At 59.7% G+C, this 20,242-nt stretch carries 27 protein-coding genes; 6 read left to right on the top strand and 21 right to left on the bottom strand.

Annotation, left to right across the window (positions count from 1 at the left end):
- The first annotated feature begins 43 nt into the window (after positions 1-43).
- Genes AC09SL_RS20330 through tsaA form a run of 3 tightly spaced genes read left to right on the top strand, consistent with a single transcriptional unit; the run spans position 44 to position 2,005 of the window.
- Positions 44-754: an rRNA pseudouridine synthase gene (locus AC09SL_RS20330; RefSeq protein ID WP_024617635.1), complete on the top strand. Its 711-nt coding sequence runs from the start codon at positions 44-46 to the stop codon at positions 752-754.
- Positions 755-811: 57 nt separating this feature from the next.
- Complete coding sequence (locus AC09SL_RS20335) at positions 812-1,273, top strand: YehS family protein (RefSeq protein WP_058546699.1); 462 nt, start codon at positions 812-814, stop codon at positions 1,271-1,273.
- A 33-nt stretch (positions 1,274-1,306) separates the two neighbouring features.
- Positions 1,307-2,005 carry a tRNA (N6-threonylcarbamoyladenosine(37)-N6)-methyltransferase TrmO gene (gene tsaA / locus AC09SL_RS20340; RefSeq protein ID WP_058546698.1) on the top strand — a complete coding sequence of 233 codons (699 nt, stop codon included), beginning with the start codon at positions 1,307-1,309 and terminating at the stop codon, positions 2,003-2,005.
- A 99-nt stretch (positions 2,006-2,104) separates the two neighbouring features.
- Here tsaA and fpr read toward each other — a convergent pair whose 3' ends face one another.
- Entirely contained in the window at positions 2,105-2,884 is a 780-nt protein-coding gene (gene fpr / locus AC09SL_RS20345; protein WP_003198368.1) for a ferredoxin-NADP reductase, read from the bottom strand.
- A gap of 121 nt (positions 2,885-3,005) precedes the next feature.
- Between fpr and AC09SL_RS20350 the strand changes: the two genes are divergently transcribed.
- Complete coding sequence (locus tag AC09SL_RS20350; protein ID WP_058546697.1) at positions 3,006-3,932, top strand: LysR family transcriptional regulator; 927 nt, start codon at positions 3,006-3,008, stop codon at positions 3,930-3,932.
- Between the two features lie 4 nt (positions 3,933-3,936).
- Here AC09SL_RS20350 and AC09SL_RS20355 read toward each other — a convergent pair whose 3' ends face one another.
- From AC09SL_RS20355 to AC09SL_RS20365, 3 genes are all read right to left on the bottom strand, one after another.
- Complete coding sequence (locus tag AC09SL_RS20355; protein WP_058546696.1) at positions 3,937-4,299, bottom strand: diacylglycerol kinase; 363 nt, start codon at positions 4,297-4,299, stop codon at positions 3,937-3,939.
- Between the two features lie 72 nt (positions 4,300-4,371).
- Positions 4,372-5,025, bottom strand: coding sequence for a response regulator transcription factor ErdR (erdR, locus tag AC09SL_RS20360; protein ID WP_058546695.1), 654 nt, complete (start codon positions 5,023-5,025; stop codon positions 4,372-4,374).
- Between the two features lie 213 nt (positions 5,026-5,238).
- Complete coding sequence (locus AC09SL_RS20365; protein ID WP_058546694.1) at positions 5,239-5,985, bottom strand: tRNA-uridine aminocarboxypropyltransferase; 747 nt, start codon at positions 5,983-5,985, stop codon at positions 5,239-5,241.
- A gap of 184 nt (positions 5,986-6,169) precedes the next feature.
- On the opposite strand from AC09SL_RS20365, the gene AC09SL_RS20370 reads away from it, so the two are divergent.
- Positions 6,170-6,592 (top strand): quorum-sensing-regulated virulence factor family protein, encoded by a 423-nt coding sequence (locus tag AC09SL_RS20370; RefSeq protein ID WP_058546693.1) that lies wholly within the window; start codon positions 6,170-6,172, stop codon positions 6,590-6,592.
- Here the strand turns inward: AC09SL_RS20370 and AC09SL_RS20375 are convergent, their stop codons facing one another.
- Positions 6,593-6,787: a hypothetical protein gene (locus AC09SL_RS20375; protein ID WP_058546692.1), complete on the bottom strand. Its 195-nt coding sequence runs from the start codon at positions 6,785-6,787 to the stop codon at positions 6,593-6,595. It lies immediately after the preceding gene.
- Positions 6,788-7,253: 466 nt separating this feature from the next.
- On the opposite strand from AC09SL_RS20375, the gene AC09SL_RS20380 reads away from it, so the two are divergent.
- Complete coding sequence (locus AC09SL_RS20380; protein WP_058546691.1) at positions 7,254-8,372, top strand: LOG family protein; 1,119 nt, start codon at positions 7,254-7,256, stop codon at positions 8,370-8,372.
- 46 nt (positions 8,373-8,418) lie between these two features.
- Here AC09SL_RS20380 and recX read toward each other — a convergent pair whose 3' ends face one another.
- The 16 genes from recX to AC09SL_RS20460 form a co-directional block, all read right to left on the bottom strand.
- Positions 8,419-8,886, bottom strand: a complete 468-nt coding sequence (gene recX / locus AC09SL_RS20385; protein WP_058546690.1) for a recombination regulator RecX — start codon at positions 8,884-8,886, stop codon at positions 8,419-8,421.
- Between the two features lie 8 nt (positions 8,887-8,894).
- Complete coding sequence (gene recA, locus AC09SL_RS20390) at positions 8,895-9,947, bottom strand: recombinase RecA (RefSeq protein WP_003198351.1); 1,053 nt, start codon at positions 9,945-9,947, stop codon at positions 8,895-8,897.
- Between the two features lie 83 nt (positions 9,948-10,030).
- Positions 10,031-10,531 (bottom strand): CinA family protein, encoded by a 501-nt coding sequence (locus AC09SL_RS20395; protein WP_064107047.1) that lies wholly within the window; start codon positions 10,529-10,531, stop codon positions 10,031-10,033.
- Positions 10,532-10,601: 70 nt separating this feature from the next.
- Positions 10,602-11,138 (bottom strand): lysis system i-spanin subunit Rz, encoded by a 537-nt coding sequence (locus AC09SL_RS20400; protein ID WP_058543743.1) that lies wholly within the window; start codon positions 11,136-11,138, stop codon positions 10,602-10,604.
- Positions 11,120-11,683: a glycoside hydrolase family 19 protein gene (locus AC09SL_RS20405; RefSeq protein ID WP_058543742.1), complete on the bottom strand. Its 564-nt coding sequence runs from the start codon at positions 11,681-11,683 to the stop codon at positions 11,120-11,122. Before AC09SL_RS20405 ends, AC09SL_RS20400 begins: the two co-directional genes overlap by 19 nt.
- Positions 11,684-11,707: 24 nt before the next feature.
- Entirely contained in the window at positions 11,708-12,139 is a 432-nt protein-coding gene (locus AC09SL_RS20410; protein ID WP_058543741.1) for a phage tail assembly chaperone, read from the bottom strand.
- Between the two features lie 13 nt (positions 12,140-12,152).
- Positions 12,153-13,064, bottom strand: coding sequence for a gp53-like domain-containing protein (locus AC09SL_RS20415; protein WP_058543740.1), 912 nt, complete (start codon positions 13,062-13,064; stop codon positions 12,153-12,155).
- Positions 13,065-13,175: 111 nt separating this feature from the next.
- Complete coding sequence (locus AC09SL_RS20420) at positions 13,176-13,736, bottom strand: tail fiber assembly protein (RefSeq protein WP_058543739.1); 561 nt, start codon at positions 13,734-13,736, stop codon at positions 13,176-13,178.
- Positions 13,737-13,743: 7 nt separating this feature from the next.
- The gene (locus AC09SL_RS20425; RefSeq protein ID WP_058543738.1) at positions 13,744-14,844 is read right to left on the bottom strand and encodes a phage tail protein; all 1,101 of its coding nucleotides are present in this window, start codon (positions 14,842-14,844) and stop codon (positions 13,744-13,746) included.
- 27 nt (positions 14,845-14,871) lie between these two features.
- Positions 14,872-15,381 (bottom strand): hypothetical protein, encoded by a 510-nt coding sequence (locus AC09SL_RS20430; RefSeq protein ID WP_058543737.1) that lies wholly within the window; start codon positions 15,379-15,381, stop codon positions 14,872-14,874.
- The gene (locus AC09SL_RS20435) at positions 15,378-16,532 is read right to left on the bottom strand and encodes a hypothetical protein (RefSeq protein ID WP_058543736.1); all 1,155 of its coding nucleotides are present in this window, start codon (positions 16,530-16,532) and stop codon (positions 15,378-15,380) included. Before AC09SL_RS20435 ends, AC09SL_RS20430 begins: the two co-directional genes overlap by 4 nt.
- Positions 16,533-16,543: 11 nt before the next feature.
- Entirely contained in the window at positions 16,544-17,143 is a 600-nt protein-coding gene (locus AC09SL_RS20440) for a YmfQ family protein (RefSeq protein WP_024617650.1), read from the bottom strand.
- A complete protein-coding gene (locus AC09SL_RS20445; protein ID WP_058543735.1) occupies positions 17,131-18,171 on the bottom strand; it encodes a baseplate J/gp47 family protein in 1,041 nt (346 codons plus the stop codon). Before AC09SL_RS20445 ends, AC09SL_RS20440 begins: the two co-directional genes overlap by 13 nt.
- Positions 18,161-18,559, bottom strand: coding sequence for a phage GP46 family protein (locus AC09SL_RS20450; RefSeq protein ID WP_058543734.1), 399 nt, complete (start codon positions 18,557-18,559; stop codon positions 18,161-18,163). The genes AC09SL_RS20445 and AC09SL_RS20450 overlap by 11 nt, the downstream gene beginning before the upstream one ends.
- Complete coding sequence (locus AC09SL_RS20455; protein WP_058543733.1) at positions 18,559-19,068, bottom strand: phage baseplate assembly protein V; 510 nt, start codon at positions 19,066-19,068, stop codon at positions 18,559-18,561. Before AC09SL_RS20455 ends, AC09SL_RS20450 begins: the two co-directional genes overlap by 1 nt.
- Positions 19,069-19,198: 130 nt before the next feature.
- Entirely contained in the window at positions 19,199-20,239 is a 1,041-nt protein-coding gene (locus AC09SL_RS20460) for a phage baseplate assembly protein (RefSeq protein WP_058543732.1), read from the bottom strand.
- Between the last annotated feature and the right edge of the window lie 3 nt (positions 20,240-20,242).

Here is a 20,242-nt window from a genome sequence, read left to right on the forward strand (position 1 = left end):
AGGCAGGTACAATGCCCACCCTCTTTTTGTTACGGCCCCCGTCATGACTGACCCGATTCGTCTCTCCAAACGCCTCATCGAACTCGTCGGCTGTTCCCGTCGGGAGGCTGAGTTGTTCATCGAGGGCGGCTGGGTCACCGTGGATGGCGAAGTGATCGATGAGCCGCAGTTCAAGGTCACCACCCAGAAGGTCGAACTCGACCCCGAGGCCAAGGCCACCGCGCCGGAACCGGTGACCCTCCTGCTGAATGCGCCTGCTGGCATGGATGTAGACACCGCCATGGCTTCCCTTGGACCGCAAACCCTGAGTGAAGAACATCGCTTCGGCAAGCGGCCGCTCAAGGGTCATTTCCTGCGCCTGACCGCCAGCGCCGACCTGCAGGCCAACGCCAGCGGGCTGCTGGTGTTCACCCAGGACTGGAAGATCTTGCGCAAGCTCACCGCCGACGCCGCCAAGATCGAGCAGGAATACGTGGTGGAAGTCGAAGGCGAGATGGTCGCCCATGGCCTCAATCGCCTGAACCATGGCTTGACCTACAAGGGCAAGGAGCTGCCGGCGGTCAAGGCCAGCTGGCAGAACGAGAACCGCCTGCGCTTTGCCATGAAGAACCCGCAGCCCGGCGTGATCGCTCTGTTTTGCCAGGCGGTTGGGCTCAAGGTCGTCGCCATTCGCCGCATTCGCATCGGCGGCGTGTCCATCGGCAAGGTGCCGCTGGGCCAGTGGCGCTACCTGTCTGCCAAAGAGAAATTCTAACTTTCCGGCGCCGCACCGAACCGGGGCGCCCACTGCCGATTGATCAGGACTGCACACATGATTCACAACGACGTACTGCGCAGCGTGCGCTACATGCTCGACATCAGCGACAAGAAAGTCATCGAGATCATCAAGCTGGGCGGCCTGGACGTCTCCCTGGCGGACCTGGCGGGCTACCTCAAGAAAGACGAGGAAGAAGGCTTCGTGTTCTGCCCTGACGAGGTCATGGCGCATTTTCTCGATGGCCTGGTGATCTTCAAGCGTGGCAAGGACGAAAGCCGTCCACCACAGCCGATCGACGTGCCGGTGACCAACAACATCATCCTCAAGAAACTGCGAGTGGCCTTCGAGCTGAAGGAAGACGACATGCACGCGATCCTCAAGGCCGCCGAGTTCCCGGTGTCCAAGCCGGAACTGAGCGCGCTGTTCCGCAAGTTCGGCCACACCAACTACCGTCCGTGTGGCGACCAGCTGCTGCGCAACTTCCTCAAGGGCCTGACCCTGCGCGTGCGCGGCTGACACCCCCATGGTCGCCCTGATCGTTCCCAACCCATGACTTACAGCGTCTCCCCCATCGGCTTCGTCCGCTCCTGCTTCAAGGAGAAGTTCGCCATCCCCCGCCAGCCGCAACTGGCCCCGGCCGCGCGTGGTGTGCTGGAGCTGGTGGCGCCGTTCGATCAGGGCGAGGCGGTGCAGGGGCTGGAGCAGGTCAGCCATGTCTGGCTGTTGTTCCTGTTTCATCAGTCCCTGGAAGACAAGCCACGGTTGAAGGTCCGTCCGCCGCGCCTGGGCGGTAACAAGTCCATGGGTGTATTCGCCACCCGCGCCACCCACCGCCCCAACGGCATCGGCCAGTCGGTGGTGAAGCTGGATCGGGTCGAAGCCGGGCGCCTGTGGATCTCGGGTATCGACTTGCTGGACGGCACGCCAGTGCTCGACATCAAGCCCTACGTGCCCTACGCCGACATCATCGACTCGGCCTCCAACAGCATCGCCAGCGCAGCGCCTGAATTGATTCCGGTGCAATGGGCGGACACTGCCCTGCTTCAAGCCCGCGAACATGCCACGCGCCTGGGAGAGCCCTTGGTGGCGCTCATTGAACAGTGCCTGGCCCAAGACCCACGCCCGGCGTACCAGGTTCCTACCGCCGAACGGGAATATGGCGCGCAGTTCTGGGACCTGGACGTTCGCTGGCATTATCCGCAGGCGGGGTTGATTCGGGTACTGGAAGTGATTCCAGCGAAACCGTAACCACCAGAACGAAAAAGCCCGCGCTGCCTTCATCAGGCGACGCGGGCTTTTTTGTGGGCAACTGTTAGATCGAGTCGCTGCCACCGTATAAACCGAGGGTTACTTCTCTACAAACGCCCGCTCGATCAGGTAATCACCCGGCTCGCGCATGCGCGGCGAAACGGTCAGGCCAAAGCTGTTGAGCACTTCGCTGGTCTCGTCGAGCATGCTCGGGCTGCCGCACAACATGGCACGGTCGTCCTGCGGGTTGATCGGTGGCAGGCCGATGTCGCGGAACAGCTTGCCGCTGCGCATCAGGTCGGTCAGGCGGCCTTCGTTCTCGAACGGCTCGCGCGTCACGGTCGGGTAGTAGATCAGCTTTTCACGCAGCGCTTCGCCGAAGAACTCGTTCTGCGGCAAATGTTCGGTGATGAACTCGCGGTAAGCGACTTCATTGACGTAACGCACGCCGTGGCACAGGATCACTTTTTCGAAACGCTCATAGGTTTCCGGATCCTGGATGACGCTCATGAACGGCGCCAGACCAGTACCGGTGCTGAGCAGGTACAAATGCTTGCCAGGCTTGAGATCGTCCAGCACGAGGGTGCCGGTGGGTTTCTTGCTGATGATGATCTCGTCGCCTTCCTTCAGGTGCTGCAACTGGGAGGTCAGTGGACCATCAGGCACCTTGATGCTGAAGAATTCGAGATGCTCTTCCCAGTTCGGGCTGGCAATCGAGTAAGCGCGCATAAGCGGGCGGCCATTGGGCTGTTGCAGGCCGATCATCACGAACTGACCGTTCTCGAAGCGCAGGCCCGGATCGCGGGTGCACTTGAAGCTGAACAGAGTGTCGTTCCAGTGATGAACACTGAGGACACGCTCGTGGTTCATGTTGCTCATGTACGGGGACTCCTGGGAATAATGCCTGCGCCGATAATCTGCGCAATTGCATCGCATTCTAATGGCGGCGACAATATCTGTTAAATGGATTATTAAGATAAGGGTTATCGGTTATATAGATATGCGATTTACTCTCCGTCAACTTCAAGTCTTCGTCGCCGTCGCCCAGCAGGAAAGCGTGTCTCGCGCTGCGGGCCAACTCAATTTGTCGCAGTCGGCGGCCAGCACCTCCATCACCGAACTGGAGCGGCAATCGAGCTGCCAATTGTTCGACCGTGCCGGCAAGCGCCTGAGCCTCAACGCCCTGGGCAAACAACTGCTGCCCCAGGCAGTGGCGCTGCTGGACCAGGCCAAGGAAATCGAAGACCTGCTCAACGGCAAGTCCGGTTTTGGCTCACTGGCGGTCGGTGCCACGCTGACCATCGGCAATTACCTGGCGACCTTGCTGATCGGCGGATTCATGCAACGCCATCCAGAAAGCCAGGTGAAGCTGCATGTGCAGAACACTGCCAATATCGTGCACCAGGTTGCTCACTATGAAATTGATCTGGGTCTAATCGAAGGCGACTGCAGCCATCCGGACATCGAGGTACAGAGCTGGGTCGAGGACGAACTGGTGGTGTTCTGCGCACCTCAACACCCGCTGGCCAAGCGCGGCCTGGCGACCATGGAGGAACTGACCCATGAAGCGTGGATTCTACGGGAACAGGGTTCCGGCACACGCTTGACCTTCGACCAGGCCATGCGTCACCACCGTAGCGCGCTGAATATCCGCCTGGAACTGGAACACACCGAAGCGATCAAGCGCGCCGTGGAGTCCGGCCTGGGCATTGGCTGCATATCACGCCTGGCCCTGCGCGACGCCTTCCGCCGCGGCAGTCTCGTCGCAGTGGAAACCCCAGACATGGACCTGGCGCGGCAGTTCTATTTCATCTGGCATAAACAGAAGTACCAGACCTCGGCCATGCGCGAATTCCTCGAGCTGTGCCGGGCTTTCACCGCCGGGGCCCAGCGCAGCGACGAAATCGTGTTGCCGACCATTGCCTGAGCCGTTACAGCAGCACCACGCCCCACACCAACGCGATCATCGTCAGGGCAACGAACTGGGCAGCGCTGCCCATGTCCTTGGCGTTTTTTGACAACGGGTGCAGCTCCAGGGAGATGCGGTCGATGGCCGCCTCCACCGCCGAGTTGAGCAATTCCACGATCAATGCCAACAGGCACACGGCAATCAGCAGCGCCTGCTCGACACGACTGACGTTCAGGAAGAATGACAATGGAATCAACACGACGTTGAGCAGCACCAACTGACGGAAAGCCGCTTCGCCGACAAAAGCCGTACGCAGCCCGTCCAAGGAATAGCCAGAGGCGTTGAGGATGCGTTTCAGGCCGGTCTGGCCTTTAAAAGGTGACATAGTGTGGGCAACTGATCGAAAAGGAGTGGAGAAGCTAATTCATACCCGGTCAAAAAAGCGTGAACTGGAACACTATGACTGCGGCGAAATTGACTCAAGTTGTTGCAGCAGCAAGGCCGCCTGGGTCCGGGTGCGCACGTTCAGTTTACGAAAGATCGCCGTGACGTGGGCCTTGATGGTGGCTTCCGAAACGTTCAGTTCGTAGGCAATCTGCTTGTTCAACAAGCCTTCGCAGACCATGGTCAACACCCGGAACTGCTGCGGCGTGAGACTGGCCAGCCCCTCGCTGGCGGCCTTGGCTTCCTCAGACACGCTCACCGCTTCGAACGCCTGGGGCGGCCAGCAGACATCGCCGTCCAGGACCGCCTTCACGGCCTTCTGAATCATCTCAAGGGAACTGGACTTGGGTATGAATCCGCTGGCGCCGAACTCCCGGGCCTTGACCATCACCGAGGCTTCTTCCTGGGCCGAGACCATGACCACGGGGATCTGCGGGTATTGGCCCCGCAACAGCACCAGCCCTGAAAAACCATAGGCGCCGGGCATGTTCAGGTCCAGCAACACCAGGTCCCAATCGGCCTTCGCCGTCAACTGGACCTCCAGTTCCGCGATACTGGCCACCTCCGTCAACCGGACAGCCGGGCCAAGGCCCAGGGTCACAGCCTGATGCAACGCGCTGCGAAAGAGCGGGTGATCATCGGCAATCAGGATTTCGTATGTGGCCATTTTTCAAATGATCCTGTTTTTAATGGCAGGCCCGATGCATTCGCGCCTCGCCAAGACAACTCAAGACACCGCCATGCAGCGGCATCTACAGGGGCACATGCAACGCCAAACACGGCGTTTCAAAGTTTGGCGGCGCCCTGGTCGGCGCCAAGCATGCCCAGCGAAGCCGGGGTGGTCAAGCAGCACGGCCGCCACAGTGTCCAGTATGGGCCACTATTGGGCCAATACTGCTTGCGTCGTACGGATAAAGGCTTGCAACTCGGCGTGGGCCGGGGTAGATACGTTCACTTCCTGTTGGCCCTTGGCGCCCAGGTAATGCTGGCTGAACACATCGAAATAGGCGTCCAGGGCCGAAGCGGCATCGCTGTCCCCCGCCAGTTCCAGGCACAATGCCGCCACTTCGGCGGTGCACAGGTGCTCGCTGCGGGTCGAACGGCGCAGGCGGTAACGCGACAGTCTGTCGGGCAGCAGGCTCAGGATCGGCAGTCGGTCGAAATACGGACTCTTACGAAAAATCTTCCGCGCCTCGGTCCAGGTCGCATCCAGCAGAATGAACAGCGGGCGCTTGGAATGATCGAAGTCAACCGTGTGGGTAACGCGCGATGGCTCGACGTATTCGCCCGGAAATACCAGGTATGGTTGCCATTGCGGATCGTTCAGCAGCGCCAGCAGCTGCTCGTCGACGTCGGTGCGCGACCAGATGAACGCGTGATTGTCGCGCACCACATCGGCAATCAGCCAACCGGTGTTGCTCGGTTTGAACACTTCCTTGCTGGTCATGATCAGGCAGACCCCGGATCGGGTCTCGACACTCGGACGCCAGGCGCATAGACAATGGCTCTCGATCACTCGGCAGGCGCTGCAACGGGGCGCGCGCCAGCCACGGGCCTGAATCGGCCTGATCCCTTCATCGATGCGCTGGTCGCGCAGACGGGCTACGGCGTTAGGGGCGTGAATCATCGTGGGCAACGCCGGCAGACAGGAAAACTCGACACGAACGACACTCGGCAGGGCAATAAAGGCCGGCAGTCTACCAGAGCGCACGCGCCTGTACCGTCCACCCCGGCTCCCCTATAATTCCCGGCCACTGAACGCACAGTCATGTGATCGGTCGAACCACCAGTCACTGAACCAGGAGAGTTTCATGCTGCGCCTTATCGTCCCTACCGTTGCCGTTCTGCTGGCGACGTCCTTCAGCGCTCAGGCTGCTTCGCTGAAAGAACTCGAACTGAACAAGATGCTGCAGAACGTCGCCAAGGAAAGTAGCGTCGGTACGCCGCGGGCGATCAACGAAGACATTCTCGACCAGGGCTATACTGTCGAAGGCACCGAGCTGATCAACCATCTCAGCGTGCAAAGCAGCCACGCCCAGAAAATGCGCGCAGACCCCAAGGCCGTGTATTTCCAGTTGGGCTCTACAGTGTGTACCAATCCGGGTTTGCGCAAGTTGATGGCCAAGGGCGCAACAATGCGCTACGAGTTCACCGAGATTAAGACCAACCGTCCGGTCGCGACCGAGCGCTTCCAGGAATCGGATTGCCCGAAACCCGCCAAGACGAAGAAGTAATCAACCTGTGCTTGCGCGCCGCTGCTCATCGTCGGCGCGCAACTCCGCCACCAGTGCCTGCAAGTAACGCGAGCGCCACGCTCGCCCTCCCAGCCGACGACAGCATTCTTCCTCAAGACTCACCCGATTGGCCTGTGCCGATTCCAACAACATCAAGTACAACTGCCTGTCGAGTTCCAGAGTGACCCTGGTCATTTCTCCTGCCTCCATGCCCGATCCGCTTCAATCCATCACGTGGCACCCAACCTTGGGCGTCAAATTACATAGGCACGCTTATTATCAGTAAATCAGAGCGGCACGCACCCGGCCGGCAATCTGACGAGCGGCGCGATCGTTCAGCGCATGCATCAGCGGTTGCCAACGGTCACTTTTGCGCGCCATGATCAGAGCAGCAAAAATCGGCATGACGGTCTAGATTCAGAAGTATCCATAGTATTTTCATCGGGCAGAAAGAGGCTGCCCGGCTAACACCTTGGCGTGCGACTGTTTTTTTATCAAAGGGAAAAGCAGAACCGCTGGATGGCTTGGTCGCCTTGCTGCAGACCGCGTCAAGCCAGGTCACCCTCCAGGCCGATGCCTGGGCTGACAACGACACACGGAGTGTCGTGGCCCCGATGAATCTCTCATCCGGGCCGGGGTTCTGTTAAGAAGGAGAAGCTGAATGCCTTACAAACCGAATGACCTGCTCAGTCGTCATTTTGAGAACCACGGCCACGACCTCACCCGCAAGGTTGACGAGCAACTCAACCTGGTATCCCCCAACAGCCCCAACCTCCCCATTTACCGAGACATGATCCTGACCGTGCTGCGCATGGCCCAGGAGGATCACAACCGCTGGAATGCCAAGATCACGCTGCAAGCCCTGAGGGAACTGGAACACGCCTTCCGTACACTCGAACAGTTCAAGGGCCGGCGCAAGGTCACCGTCTTCGGCTCGGCCCGAACGCCCATCGAACATCCGTTGTATGGCCTGGCCCGAGAACTGGGGGCTGCATTGGCCCGTTCAGACATGATGGTCATCACAGGCGCCGGCGGTGGCATCATGGCCGCAGCCCATGAAGGTGCAGGGCGCGAACACAGCCTGGGATTCAATATCACCCTGCCTTTCGAGCAGCATGCAAACCCGACCGTTGAAGGCACGCCGAACCTGCTGCCGTTCCACTTTTTCTTCACCCGTAAATTGTTTTTCGTCAAAGAGGCCGATGCACTGGTGCTCTGCCCCGGCGGTTTCGGCACGCTTGATGAAGCGCTGGAAGTCCTGACACTGGTGCAGACAGGCAAGAGCCCGCTGGTGCCGGTGGTCCTGCTGGATGTCCCGGGAGGCAAGTTCTGGCAAGGTGCCCTGGACTTCATCCGCGAGCAATTGGAGGAAAACCGCTACATCCTGCCCACCGACATGAAGCTGATGCGCCTGGTGTACAACGCCGACGAGGCCGTGGAAGAGATCAACCAGTTCTACCGCAACTTCCACTCCAGCCGCTGGCTCAAGCATCAGTTCGTGATCCGCATGAATCACAAGCTAAACGAACAGGCGCTGCAGCAGATGCAGGGAGAATTCGCCGATTTGTGCCTGAACGACTGTTTTCATCAACATGACTACAGCGGTGAAGAGCAAGACGAAGCCCAGTTCAGCCATCTGACGCGACTGGCGTTTACCTTTAACGCCCGGGATCACGGTCGCTTGAGGGAACTGGTGGATTACATCAACCTGCCGGAAAACTGGGCCCAGCCCGCCCAAAAACCCCATTCCCTCACCTGGGAACCCATCAAGGTAACCTGAGCCCATAAAAAAACGGCCCGCTATCGAAATAGCAGGCCGTTTTTGTTTAGTCATCCGTACCGCGACCGCTGAACAAGCGGTTGATCATTTCCATGGAGTAGCCTCGATACGCCAGGAAACGCCCTTGTTTGGCTCGTTCCCGTGCATCGATGGGCAAATGTCCTGAAAACTTTCGGCGCCAGGTGTCCGTCAGTTGCTCCTGCCAATCGATACCACTTTCGCGCAAGGCAAGTTCGATATCCGGGCGTTGCAAACCACGCTGGCCCAGTTCCTCACGAATTCGCAAAGGACCATAACCGGAGCGAGCGCGATAAGAGACAAAGCTTTCCAGATAACGGGACTCCGACAGCAGACCCTCTTCGGTCAAACGGTCGAGGGCCGTGTCGATCAACTCATCGGGAGCACCGCGCTGACGCAATTTACGCGTCAGCTCGACGCGACCGTGCTCGCGCCTGGCGAGCAGGTCCATCGCGGTTCGCCGCACCGCGACGAGAGTATCGAGTACGACGGTCATCGGATCGATCAGATGTCAGCGTCAGCCAGGTCGTCAGCGGTCTCGCGATTAGCCACGGACTTGACATCTGCAACCGGGCTCAACAGCTTGTCACGCAGTTGCTTCTCAAGGGCGGCGGCGACTTCCGGGTTGTCAGCCAGGAACTTGGCCGAGTTGGCCTTGCCCTGACCGATCTTGGTGCCGTTGTAGGCATACCAGGCACCCGACTTCTCGACGAAACCGTGCAATACACCCAGGTCGATCATCTCGCCGTTGAGGTAGATGCCCTTGCCGTAAAGAATCTGGAACTCGGCCTGACGGAACGGCGAAGCCACCTTGTTCTTCACGACCTTGACGCGGGTTTCGCTGCCGACAACCTCATCACCTTCTTTCACCGCACCGGTACGACGGATGTCCAGGCGGACCGAGGCGTAGAACTTCAGCGCGTTACCACCGGTGGTGGTTTCCGGGCTGCCGAACATCACGCCGATCTTCATGCGGATCTGGTTGATGAAAATCACCAGGCAGTTGGCGTTCTTGATGTTACCGGTGATCTTGCGCAGGGCCTGGGACATCAGGCGAGCCTGGAGGCCCACGTGCATGTCGCCCATTTCACCTTCGATTTCAGCCTTTGGTACCAGTGCCGCCACGGAGTCGACGATGATCACGTCAACCGCGTTGGAACGCACCAGCATGTCGGTGATTTCCAGGGCCTGCTCACCGGTATCCGGCTGGGAAACCAGCAGGTCGTCGACGTTGACCCCCAGTTTGCCGGCGTATTCCGGGTCCAGGGCGTGTTCAGCGTCGACGAAGGCACAGGTCGCGCCGGCTTTTTGGGCCTGGGCGATCACGGACAGGGTCAGCGTGGTTTTACCGGAAGATTCAGGACCGTAGATTTCAACGATTCGGCCTTTTGGCAGACCGCCGATGCCAAGCGCAATGTCCAGGCCCAGGGAGCCGGTGGAGATGGAAGGAATAGCCTGACGGTCCTGATCGCCCATACGCATTACGGCACCCTTGCCGAATTGACGTTCGATCTGACCCAAGGCCGCAGCCAAGGCTTTCTTCTTGTTGTCGTCCATTAAAGTCCTCACGTAATCAATAAGGCCTGACGGCCAACACCTGTATAAGTAGCCAGTATTATTCCACAGCGATTGAGGATCGCCTACCCCTGATTTGAGATTTCTACAGCGGCATGTTGCAACAGCCCCTCTAGCGCGGCCTTCACCGTTTGTCGGCGGACCTCGTCGCGGTTGCCCGCAAAGAATCGCTGCTCGCTGATCACCGCCTCGCCAACGCCCCAGGCCAGCCATACCGTGCCCACCGGCTTGCTCGGCGAGCCCCCGTCCGGCCCGGCCACGCCGCTGACCGCCACGGCGAAACGCGCCAGGCTTTTTTGCTGCGCGCCTCGAACCATGGCTTCGACCACCTCGCGGCTGACCGCCCCCACCTTCTCGAACAACTCGGTCGGGACATCCAACTGCTGGGTCTTCTGGCGATTGGAATAGGTGACAAAACCGGCTTCGAACCAGGCCGAACTCCCGGGAATCCGGGTAATCGCCTCGGCAATCCCGCCGCCAGTGCAGGACTCGGCCGTGGTGACGTGGGCATTGAGCAACTGCAGGCGCTGGCCCAGTTCAGCGGCCAGTTCGGTAATGTCGTCCATGATGCTCTCCTGATTCGACGCAATGAGGCCTACCGTACACGAGCAATGGAAGCTTGCAAGGCTTGGCGGATTACTGATCCAGCGCTCTGATATAGGCCTGACAGGCCTGCAAGGCAATCAATCCGCGATCACCGGCGTCGGTGATGGCGATAATTCGTTGAGCATGCGCCGGGTCAAGTCGGGTTCTCGCGCTTCCATGATCCACGCCGCCGGCGCGGGTGGCGGCAGGCATTGCACAACCGGCGGCAACATCGTCGGCGTCGAGGAGGACTGACAGCCGGACATCGGCAGTAGCAAGGCGATCGCGCAGGCGATCCTGGTCACGTTGGGCATCGCTCAAGGCTCGGTAATGGGTTTGTTCGCTGGTGGAGAGTTGTTGTTCCAGGGCCAGGCGCTTGTCTTGCTCGGCCTTTTGCTGCGTCGCGGCCGCTTGGGTCATTTGATTAAGCGTCTCGGCCTGGGACTGTGCGAGTCGGGCCAACTGCTGTCCGTAACGCCAGTCCTGGAACCGCCACGCGAGCATCGCCGAGCCGCCGGCCAGCAGCGCGAGCAACACAACAACGCCCAGGGCGCGAGACGAAAAAGGCATCAGGCCGAAGGTTGGCATAACACCGCCCTCGCCCGAGCCCAGAGCTGCAGGCGCTCCTCCAAGCCGTTCAAACCGCCGTTGATACGGCGGGTAATGCTGTTGAACTGATCGCGGTCGGCCAGTTCGTTCAAGCCGTTCTGCTCCCAGAACCACGCAGCGGACTCGGCGGCCCATTGCGGTTGCTCAAGAAGCTCAGGCAAGGCCAGCAGGCGTTCGTCGCCGAACAGCCCCTGACTGCAACGACGGTAATTGTCACGACCGGTAATCTGGATCAGCCCTCGGCCGCGATACTTCTGGCCGTCACCGTCGGCCTGGGGCGAGTTGCCCAGGCGAACGGCCAGGGTTCCGGTATCGTATTTGCTCAGGTATTGCTCGCTGCCTAGCTCGCGCACATAACGCAGTTGGCCCGACTCATGACCGACCTGGGCCAGGAACGCGGCCATGCGTTTGGGCGTGTCGATAAGGTGCCGAGACATTGCGCTGTTGAGAGGAAAAATGAAAACGCCCGCTTGGGCGCGGGCGTTGGGCATGATGTTGATGAGTTGCTGCTGCGTAAGGTCCATGTTCAGGTCATCGCAAGTGCATGATCAAAGATGTCCGGCCAGCCAGGACGGCGCAACCGGACGATATTCAGTGGCTGGAAAGTGCTCATCCTGCGGCCAATCCCTCAGAGCCCGGCGATAAGCCTGAAGCTGTGTGTACTGTGTTTGGTCCAGCGTCGTACCGCCGCCGTCGTCCATTTCGTCGCGATCCCTTGCTATGAGGCAGTCGGTTGCTGTGAGCGACGCATCACGCCAATTCTTTTCACTGGCCATTCGTACCGTGAGTTCATTAACTGACTGCTCCAGGAGCACCGGACGACCTTTGGCGTCCGACTCGATACGTTTGTTCAGGAAGGGGGCGGCAAATAAGGTTCGATATTCTTCATCGGTGATCTTGATCGCGTCTTCAGGAAGATTGCCCGAGTGATCGATAGAGTTGTAGAACCCGCCTGTGGATTGAGCGTAATAAATCAACATATTTACCTCCCCTTCAATAACCTATCGCTCGCCATAGTCTAGTCCAATTTGAATAGGCACCATTGTAATCCCGCCCATAAAGTCTGAACTGGCTCAGCGAGCCTGTGGAGACTCCAAAAGACGCACAGGTGGGGCCTCCATCGGTCACTACGATGTTTCTAACAGCGTTAGGGAAGGACATAGGAAACGTTACGATAACGCCGTTGGCATCCGCACCGCTGGAAGAAACACCCCACTGCTCAATAACATATCCCGTCGGACTCGTTGTATCAGGCGTCCGCTTCCAGCCATTGGGCTGCAATGACGAAGTGGACATAGCCGTATATTTCAACGCCACCGTACCGCCAATAAGACGCCATTGATTATTGAGCTTAATGAACTCCGCCGTTTCGCCCAGACCGATAGTGATTGTTCCCTGCGCACCATTCGAAGCGCACAGCACATCAACAGCGGATGCCGTCGAAACGGTAACGATGCCCGATCCCGCGTTGACAATTGTTACTGTGGCGGCATGTATGATTTCGGCTGTAGCCGGCAGCCTCGCGGCAACCGGTGTATTACTGGCGAAACTGACAACTCCGCCAACATCCGATAGGGTCAATGTCGCCCCGGTGCTGTAAACATCGAATCCGCCATACTGCATCCCGCTGCGGAGTACGTATTCAGTCGTTGCAACGGCCCTGCTGTTATCGAATAGCGGCGCGGTAAGAAACAATCCGCTGCCACGCAAGGCTGTGAGCAATTGGTTATAGAGGGCTTCAGACGGCGCTATCCCCGCCGCTTGAATGACGTTGAGTAATTCCTGCGTCACACCATTGCCCCAACTGGCGGGAATCAAGGAACCCGACGTACCCGCCAAGGGATCCTCATCCACGAACCTGCCGTTCGACAGACCTGCACTGGGCACACTTTTTGGATAGTCCATTTTTTCGCTCCTGACTGACCAGCGATCAAAATGAAGGCGATATAAAGCCTCACCGTTAATGCGCAGTGGCACGATAAATTAAGGAAGTTTTGATGTTCTGCCGTGGGTTGCTTAAGCGGCCGGCTCAGGCATGACAGGCCAGTTGATGTCGGTAGGAAAACCCACCTGATGCTGGATGCGATTCAATTCAACGCTATAGAGCTTCCACTCCATCAGGGCCAGTTGCTCCTGATCGCTGGCGTTGCCGATGTCTTCGGCGTATTGCAGGGGAGCAATTTTTTGAACGGCCTCACGCAGCAATTTATCGCGCTTAGCCAAGGCCTCGCGCCTGAGATCTGCCTGCTGTAGAGCCTCGTCAAATACCCAACTGTTCTCTTGCCAGACATGATAATTACCAGGCCAAGGTTCAACTGTATAGGTATCCGGCAACTCGCCGAACTCGGTCCATGCCAGATGAGCGCCGTCGTCCTTGCGATACACCGAACCACGCCAGTCGACCATTTCTCGCGGAACGCCGCCCACCATGACCCACGAATGATGTTCTTGGGCGGGGGGTAGCTCGAAGGAAAGCTGGATGCCGTTACTGGGGATTTGAATGCCCATCCCGGGCGTTACGAAAAGGTCTACCGGACCAGATAAGACACCGGCGTCATCAAACAGATAAATAAACATAGTCACCTCAGATCAGCTTGATTCGGGCAGGGTAGGCGATATTCCTGGGACGGGTTTCAGTACTGAAACTCCCGATACTGCCTACACTATCGCCACTGGAATAAAACAGCGGATTGGGATAAGTCGTACCGACTATCCCTGTTGCAGGCGCAGCATTGACGTCACGGGTGACGTCCCAAGAACCGTCAGCAATAGCAGGACCAGGGCGGTTAGCACTACCCGAGCTGGTGGGCAAATAATGGTTGTGGCTTTCAAGGGCATACATCTGTCTGCTGCCCGCCGAACGGTCAACATCTACCCCTCGTGCCTCATCCAACACGCGCAAGAATTCGCCGCGAATATCGGGAATCCGAAAAGTTGTCGCCCCATCACCGCTTGTCCACGCGCCTTCATTCCCCGGCCGACTGGCTTCGCTCACTAACGCACCGGACAATTGCGCGTGATCCCACAACCACGGCCAATCGCTACGCACTAATAGGGCTCCGTTAAGCACTGCATACCCACCCGGAATAACTTGGCGCGTGCTCTCGAAAGAGACCCGCCCCAGCACCGTCGCATCAAACCGGCCCACCGGCCACCAAACTCCGGCTTCATCACTGCGCAAATGCCACCAATCGCCACTACCCATTAACACCAGAAATGGATAACCATTGGCTGCCAGATGAGTATGAAACCGAACCCTATCATTACCGTCAGCCCGCACCGTCAGACGGTTACCACTGTTATCCACACGTCGCACAATCACATCGCGAACACCGAGCGTCGCATTGGCCGCGGGTAGAGTCACAGTGCTTGCACCCGCACTTGCATCGATCAACACCAGACCCAACTCATCGGAGGTCAACGCCTTGGATGCCGTGAGCCGCGTGATGACTGAGCGCATCGGACTACTACGTCCGAGGATGGTTTGCAGCGCCTTGATCAACTGACCGCTATCCGCTTCGGACGGCGTCATGCCGGCCGAGGAGATCACACCCAGGATTTCCTGAGTGACACTGTTTCCCCATACCGCCGGGATCAACGACCCAGGCGTACCCGCCAGCGGGTTTTCATCCACAAACCGACCGTTCACCAGCCCGACGCTGGGAACACTTTTTGGATAATCCATGTTTTATTTCTCTCTGTGAGGCGGGACTCAAGCGTGAAGAGGTAGCGCCCGGAGGGCTGCGAGCACGTCATCAGCGGTTTGAGTCGCAAGATCCGCCTTGCCTTTGGCGATGTGCGCACGAATCTGTGTCTTGGCCTTGAGGCGCAGTTCGCGAAGCGCCAGCAGGTTTGCTTCAAACTCGGCGGCCTTGGCGAGAATCTGATCCGCCGCCTGCCTGGCTGTGCGCCCTTTGACAACCCACGCCGAAACGGCCAGTGGAACGGCTTTTTTCGGGTAGCCCTGATCCTTGAAGGCCTGCGCCTCCAGGGCGGCTTGTTGGTATTCCAGGGCACGTAGTGGGTCACCGGCCAACGTACGACGGACGCTGTCGGCAGCGGCATCGACCTTGGTGCACAAGCGTTCGGCTTCCTGGCGCAACAGCTCAGCAGCATTCTCTTCTGTGAGTACCCATGTACCGTCCTCCCAGGTATGGGCGGAAGAAGGTGAAGGCGGGCGAAGTCCATCTTCGTACTGGTGCAGTTCTTGAATGACTTTCATCGGATCAGCTCCCAGGACAGGTGAACATTGATCGCATTGGTAAAGTTGACGGCGATACCCACGCTGTAGTCAGTCAGAGCCTGGTGCCCCTTGATACCCATGCTCAGCAACAGTTCATCACTCTCAGCATTGGTCGACCCCAATGTGTGCTCCGCCTGAAAGCACTGCCAAAGCGAGCGAGATTGAGAATGATCAAAACTGGCTGTGACGGTAGAAACCGTAACGTCGTTGACAACGTTATTAGAGAACAGCACACACATGTATGGGCTGCTCCAGCCCCCCGCTTGGCTGGTGATACTTTGTAAGGCGGGCGACAGGTAGCTGTAGTTGCCCCCAACCCACCCGGTCTGAACAAACGCCAGCGAAGTCACGGCACTCGGAGAGGGTGTTGGATTGCCCGCCACAAGCCGCGCCGCACGCGCATGCGGATCCAGCGGTAGATAAACCACCCCCGTGCCATTCACAGTTTGGGTCCAGGTCAATTGAGCACGGTTGTAGATCGTTCGAATCGTCGGCAAGGAGCCCGGCGCCCCGGTCATCACCCAGGCCAGGCACATGTCCAGGGGTGTGGACGCAAAGCCGCCGCCGGACGCTCCGTTGACAGTCCCCTTCAAGGATTCCGGCGAGAGGTCATACAGGCTTCCACGCTGCATATAGAACGTCAGCGCGCCGCCTATGACCTGCGCTCTAAGAAAATAGCTGGCGCTGGGCAACAAATCGGCGCTGCTCCAGGCCGTCGTCACGTAAGTACGCGATCGCCCCAACCGCCCACTCACTACCTCCTGTCCAATGCTGATGTACACACCCGCCGGAATCGAGACGCGACCGCCGCTGGTTGATAGTGGCGTTGAAGTGACTGCCAAACGGGCGTCTGCCGTTGCAATCGTTGGCAGCGGCAAAGCGGCGATCGGAAGCGCGAGATCCTGGTTCCAGCCCTTGGCGCTGACAGACTGAATGGCCTCGAGCAGTTGATCGTTTTGAGTTTCATCTGGCGTCAGATTCCCCGCCTTGATGACGTTCACAATCTCTTGCGTGACTCCATTTCCCCAAGCTGCCGGAATCAACGACCCCGGCGTCCCGGTCAGTGGATTTTCATCCACGAACTTCCCATTCACCAAGCCGGCGCTGGGCACACTCTTCGGATAATCCATCCGTTTACTCCCTAGTCATAATTGATGTGAACCTTGGTATGCGCCGGCGCACTGCGATGAATCAGGCACTCCAGAGCCGACCCCGGATTGACGCCAAACCGCTCCCCCCAATAGCTCGCACCGAAACGCCGCCCCAGCAGCAACCGGCCGCCGGTGTTGAGGGTCCACATGAATTGCGCCTGCCAGGTGCCAAAGTGAGCCTCACCGAACCGTGCGCGGCCCATGCGCGGCGCCTTGAGTTCGGTGATGGTGGCGTTGGGATAGCCCTGGCTCTTGGCGATTTCCACGTAATAGGCAATGGCCTGACTGCCTACTGCCAACAACCGTCGACGCACCGCCAAGCGACGATCGTCATACAACGGCGTAGCCCCCAAACACGGATCAGGCAGGTTCATCACCCGCTCCCAATCCGGCACCAGCTCACTCACGCCCGCCGGGTCCATCTCGTTGAGCAAGTCGGCGGCACGGGCGTCGAGGCGGGCCAGTTCCTGGGCGATGCCTTGCAGCACTTCGTCCAGTTCCGGCACGCGCTCCGGGTCCCACGCCGGACCGCTGGGCAGCAGGCTGCGCAGTTGGGCCTGGTACTGTTCAGCGGTTCTTATGCCTGCCATACGCAGCCTCCGAACGTCAGCAACTGATTGCTGGCCGCCACCACATCGGCGCTCGGCGCAGTGAGCTTGTGGTCGGTTTCGCCGGTGGCGCTGCTGATGGCTTCGGCGATGTGGGTCAGCAGCAGGGTTTCGCCGAGGCCGGCTTCGCGGTTGTGCAGGTCGCGCAGTTGCGCCTCGATGGCCGCACGCACGGCGCTGGTATCCGGGGTGATGCGCAGCCGGTAGGTCACCGGCACCTGCGTCGGCGCCAGTACGTGCAGCTCGGCGGTCACCGGACGCAAGGGCTCGATGTAGGTCCGCACCTCTTCCAATTGCTCGGCGTTGGGGATCGGTTGAGGATCGTCGTCCCGCATCACGAAAAGGCCGACAGTGCCCGGTCCCAGGTAGCTGCCACGACACCACGCGCGGGTAATGCCAGGGCACTCCAGGGCCCAGGTTTCATAGTCCTGGGCCGAGCCACCGTGGGGGATGATGCGGTAGGAGCGGATCACCCGCGCTCGCAGGGATTCGAGGCTTTCCCGAGCAACGCCGCCAGTCAGCCCCGGCGCCAGCACCGTGAAGCTGCTGCCAATGCCGAGGATCGGTTGGACTGGCGTCAACACCAGGCCGGCGTCGGCGTTGCCCAGGCTGCCGGCGTCCAACGCGGCGATGGCGGCGGTGTTCAGGCCATTGCTGGTGGTGCGGGCGGTGGTCACTTTGAATGTGCGGCCATCGGTGGATTGCAACAGCGTGTCGACATCCAGTACCGCGCCAGCGGTGGCAGTGAAACTGACACTGCCGCTGGCCACTTGAGCCGCTTTGCGCGCCTGGTTCAGGCGCAGGGCAGCGATGCGTTCCAGGGTGGATTCATCGGCCTTGTCCGGCAGGATCTGCTCGGCGATCCAGTCCAGGTAGCCATACAGGCCATAGGCAGCGCCACCGAGGGTGCGGGCCAGCACTTGGGCATCGGACTGGCGCAGCGAATCGCTGGCCAGGTCGCTTTGGGCGCGCTTGATCAGCACCGGCAGCGAAGGGGTTTCAAACGGCATAGGTCACCTGCCAACTGTTATCGGGGTTGATGTCCAGGCGCTCGCCGTCGGCCAGGGTCAGGACCGTGCGCAGGTTCAGGCGCTGGGCGTCGAGGCGTTCGCTGATGATGTCGATGGCCTTGCAATGGCCGTCGTCGATCAGCCATTGCAAGGCTTCGCGGGCATAGAATTCGGCGTCGAGTTGGGTTTGGCGGGTCAGCTTGACTCGTCGCAACAGCCACAGCCGCGAGCCGATGCGGTCGTCGGCCACGGTCGGAAAGGTGTCGCCCCACCAGCCGAAACGCTCCTCGTCATCGAGCGCATCGTCGGCGGCGGCGCGGCGCCAGGTGAACAGGCTGATCAACACCGAGCGGGTCAGCGCGGCGTGCAGGTTCTGGCTGATGAACATCACTGGCCTCCCGCTGGTGCACCGGTCTGGCCGTTACCGGCCTGTACACCGACATGCACGTGTTTGATCTGGCTGATGCCACTGGCGATCTGGTCGCCCTGGGAAACGATCTTGCCGGTGTGGTTGATGACCGGGCTGTCAATGTTTACCGCGCTGCTGGCGCGGATGTTCAGGGTCGCGGTCTGGATGTCGATGACACGACCACGCTTGAAGTGGAGCTTGTCGCCTTCGTCGGTGTAGAGCGCCACTTCGCCAGGGGCCAGGGCCTGGAGGCGGAAGCGGCGATCGGCGACCACCAGGACCACGGCATGGGAACGGTCACCCCCCAGGAACGTGGCAATGCCCTCGGCACCGGCCAACGGGTTGCTGGTGAAACCATAGGGTTCGAAGTGCTCCATGTCGTCGTTCACTTCGCCAGCGGTGAGGCGCATTTGCAGCGACTGCAGCTTGGTGGCCGAATTGGCGAGCACGACAGTGCCGCGCGCCAGGAGGCGGGTCAGTAGGCTCATTGAAGTTTCCTTGAGAATCGTGGACTTGAACGCGGTGTTCGGATCTACATCTCTATTGGCTGGGCTGTCGTCATCGCGAGCAAGCTCGCTCCCACAGGGGGTCGGTGGTGAGCAGGCATCGGCGCCGGGCTCAGGTTTTGGGCGGCACCGGGTTCGCGTCAAAGGTATGCGGCGGGGCGACTTGCAGGGTGGTGACGGAGCCTTGTGCCGACAGCGAGTACGTGACTTTGGAAATCAGCATGTCACCGTCGAACCCCAGCACCGGATCGATCACCCGTACCAAGGTGTTGTGCCGCCACAAGTCGCCATTGGCCTGGCGCCAGCCCTGCACGCGGTAAGTGGTGGTCAGGGCCTTGCCGGTGCGGATGGCGCTTTCCCAATCGGCCCGTTGCTGGGCCAGTTCGAAGGTCAACTGCGCGCTCTCGCTGATCACCGTCACCCGCTTGCGCTTGAAGCTCAAGTCGGCGGCGGAGCCAGAGACTTCGCTCACCGCCGCCCCGCTCTGCTGATCACTGCCCTTGTGCTGGCCGATGACCCGGTATTCAGAGAACACCTGGCTGTAGTCCATCGGTGCATTGCCCGACAAGATGTTCTTGCCCAACTCCAACGCGTCACTGGCCCGTCCGCCACTGCCGGGTTTGGCCAGTAGCACGCGGCCTTGCGCGTCATCGGTGGAAAACACCCGGAACAACGTCAGCAAACGGTCGATGGATTGAAAGACCGTTTCCCCCGGCACGATGCTGTGTTCGCTCAACCGCGCGGTTTCAGGAATCTCACTGATGACCGCCACGCCGTATTGCGAGGCCAGGGCCTGGACGATGCTCAACACCGTTTGCCCGCGCCATTGAGTCGGACGGTTGATCGCCGCGCAGTCCACCAGATCCTGGGTCTTGGAACCGCCTTCAATGCTCAGGCTGATCTGCCGACCGTCATAGCTGACCGGCGCCTTGAACACATAACCGCTGAGGACCAGGTCGGCACCAATGCGCACTTGGCATTCATCGCCCGGGCGGATCGGCACTGCTTGGGTCTGCCCCGGCCATTGCCAGGTAATGTCGAGTTTGAAGGTGCGAAACTGGCGCTCCAGGTCCGCACTGATTTCCACACTTTTCCAGCCGCCGTAATCCAACCCGCCGACGGTAAGCGAGACAGCGTTGTCGAGCTCGTTCATGGC

This window comes from Pseudomonas sp. PF05 (genome assembly GCF_056521845.1).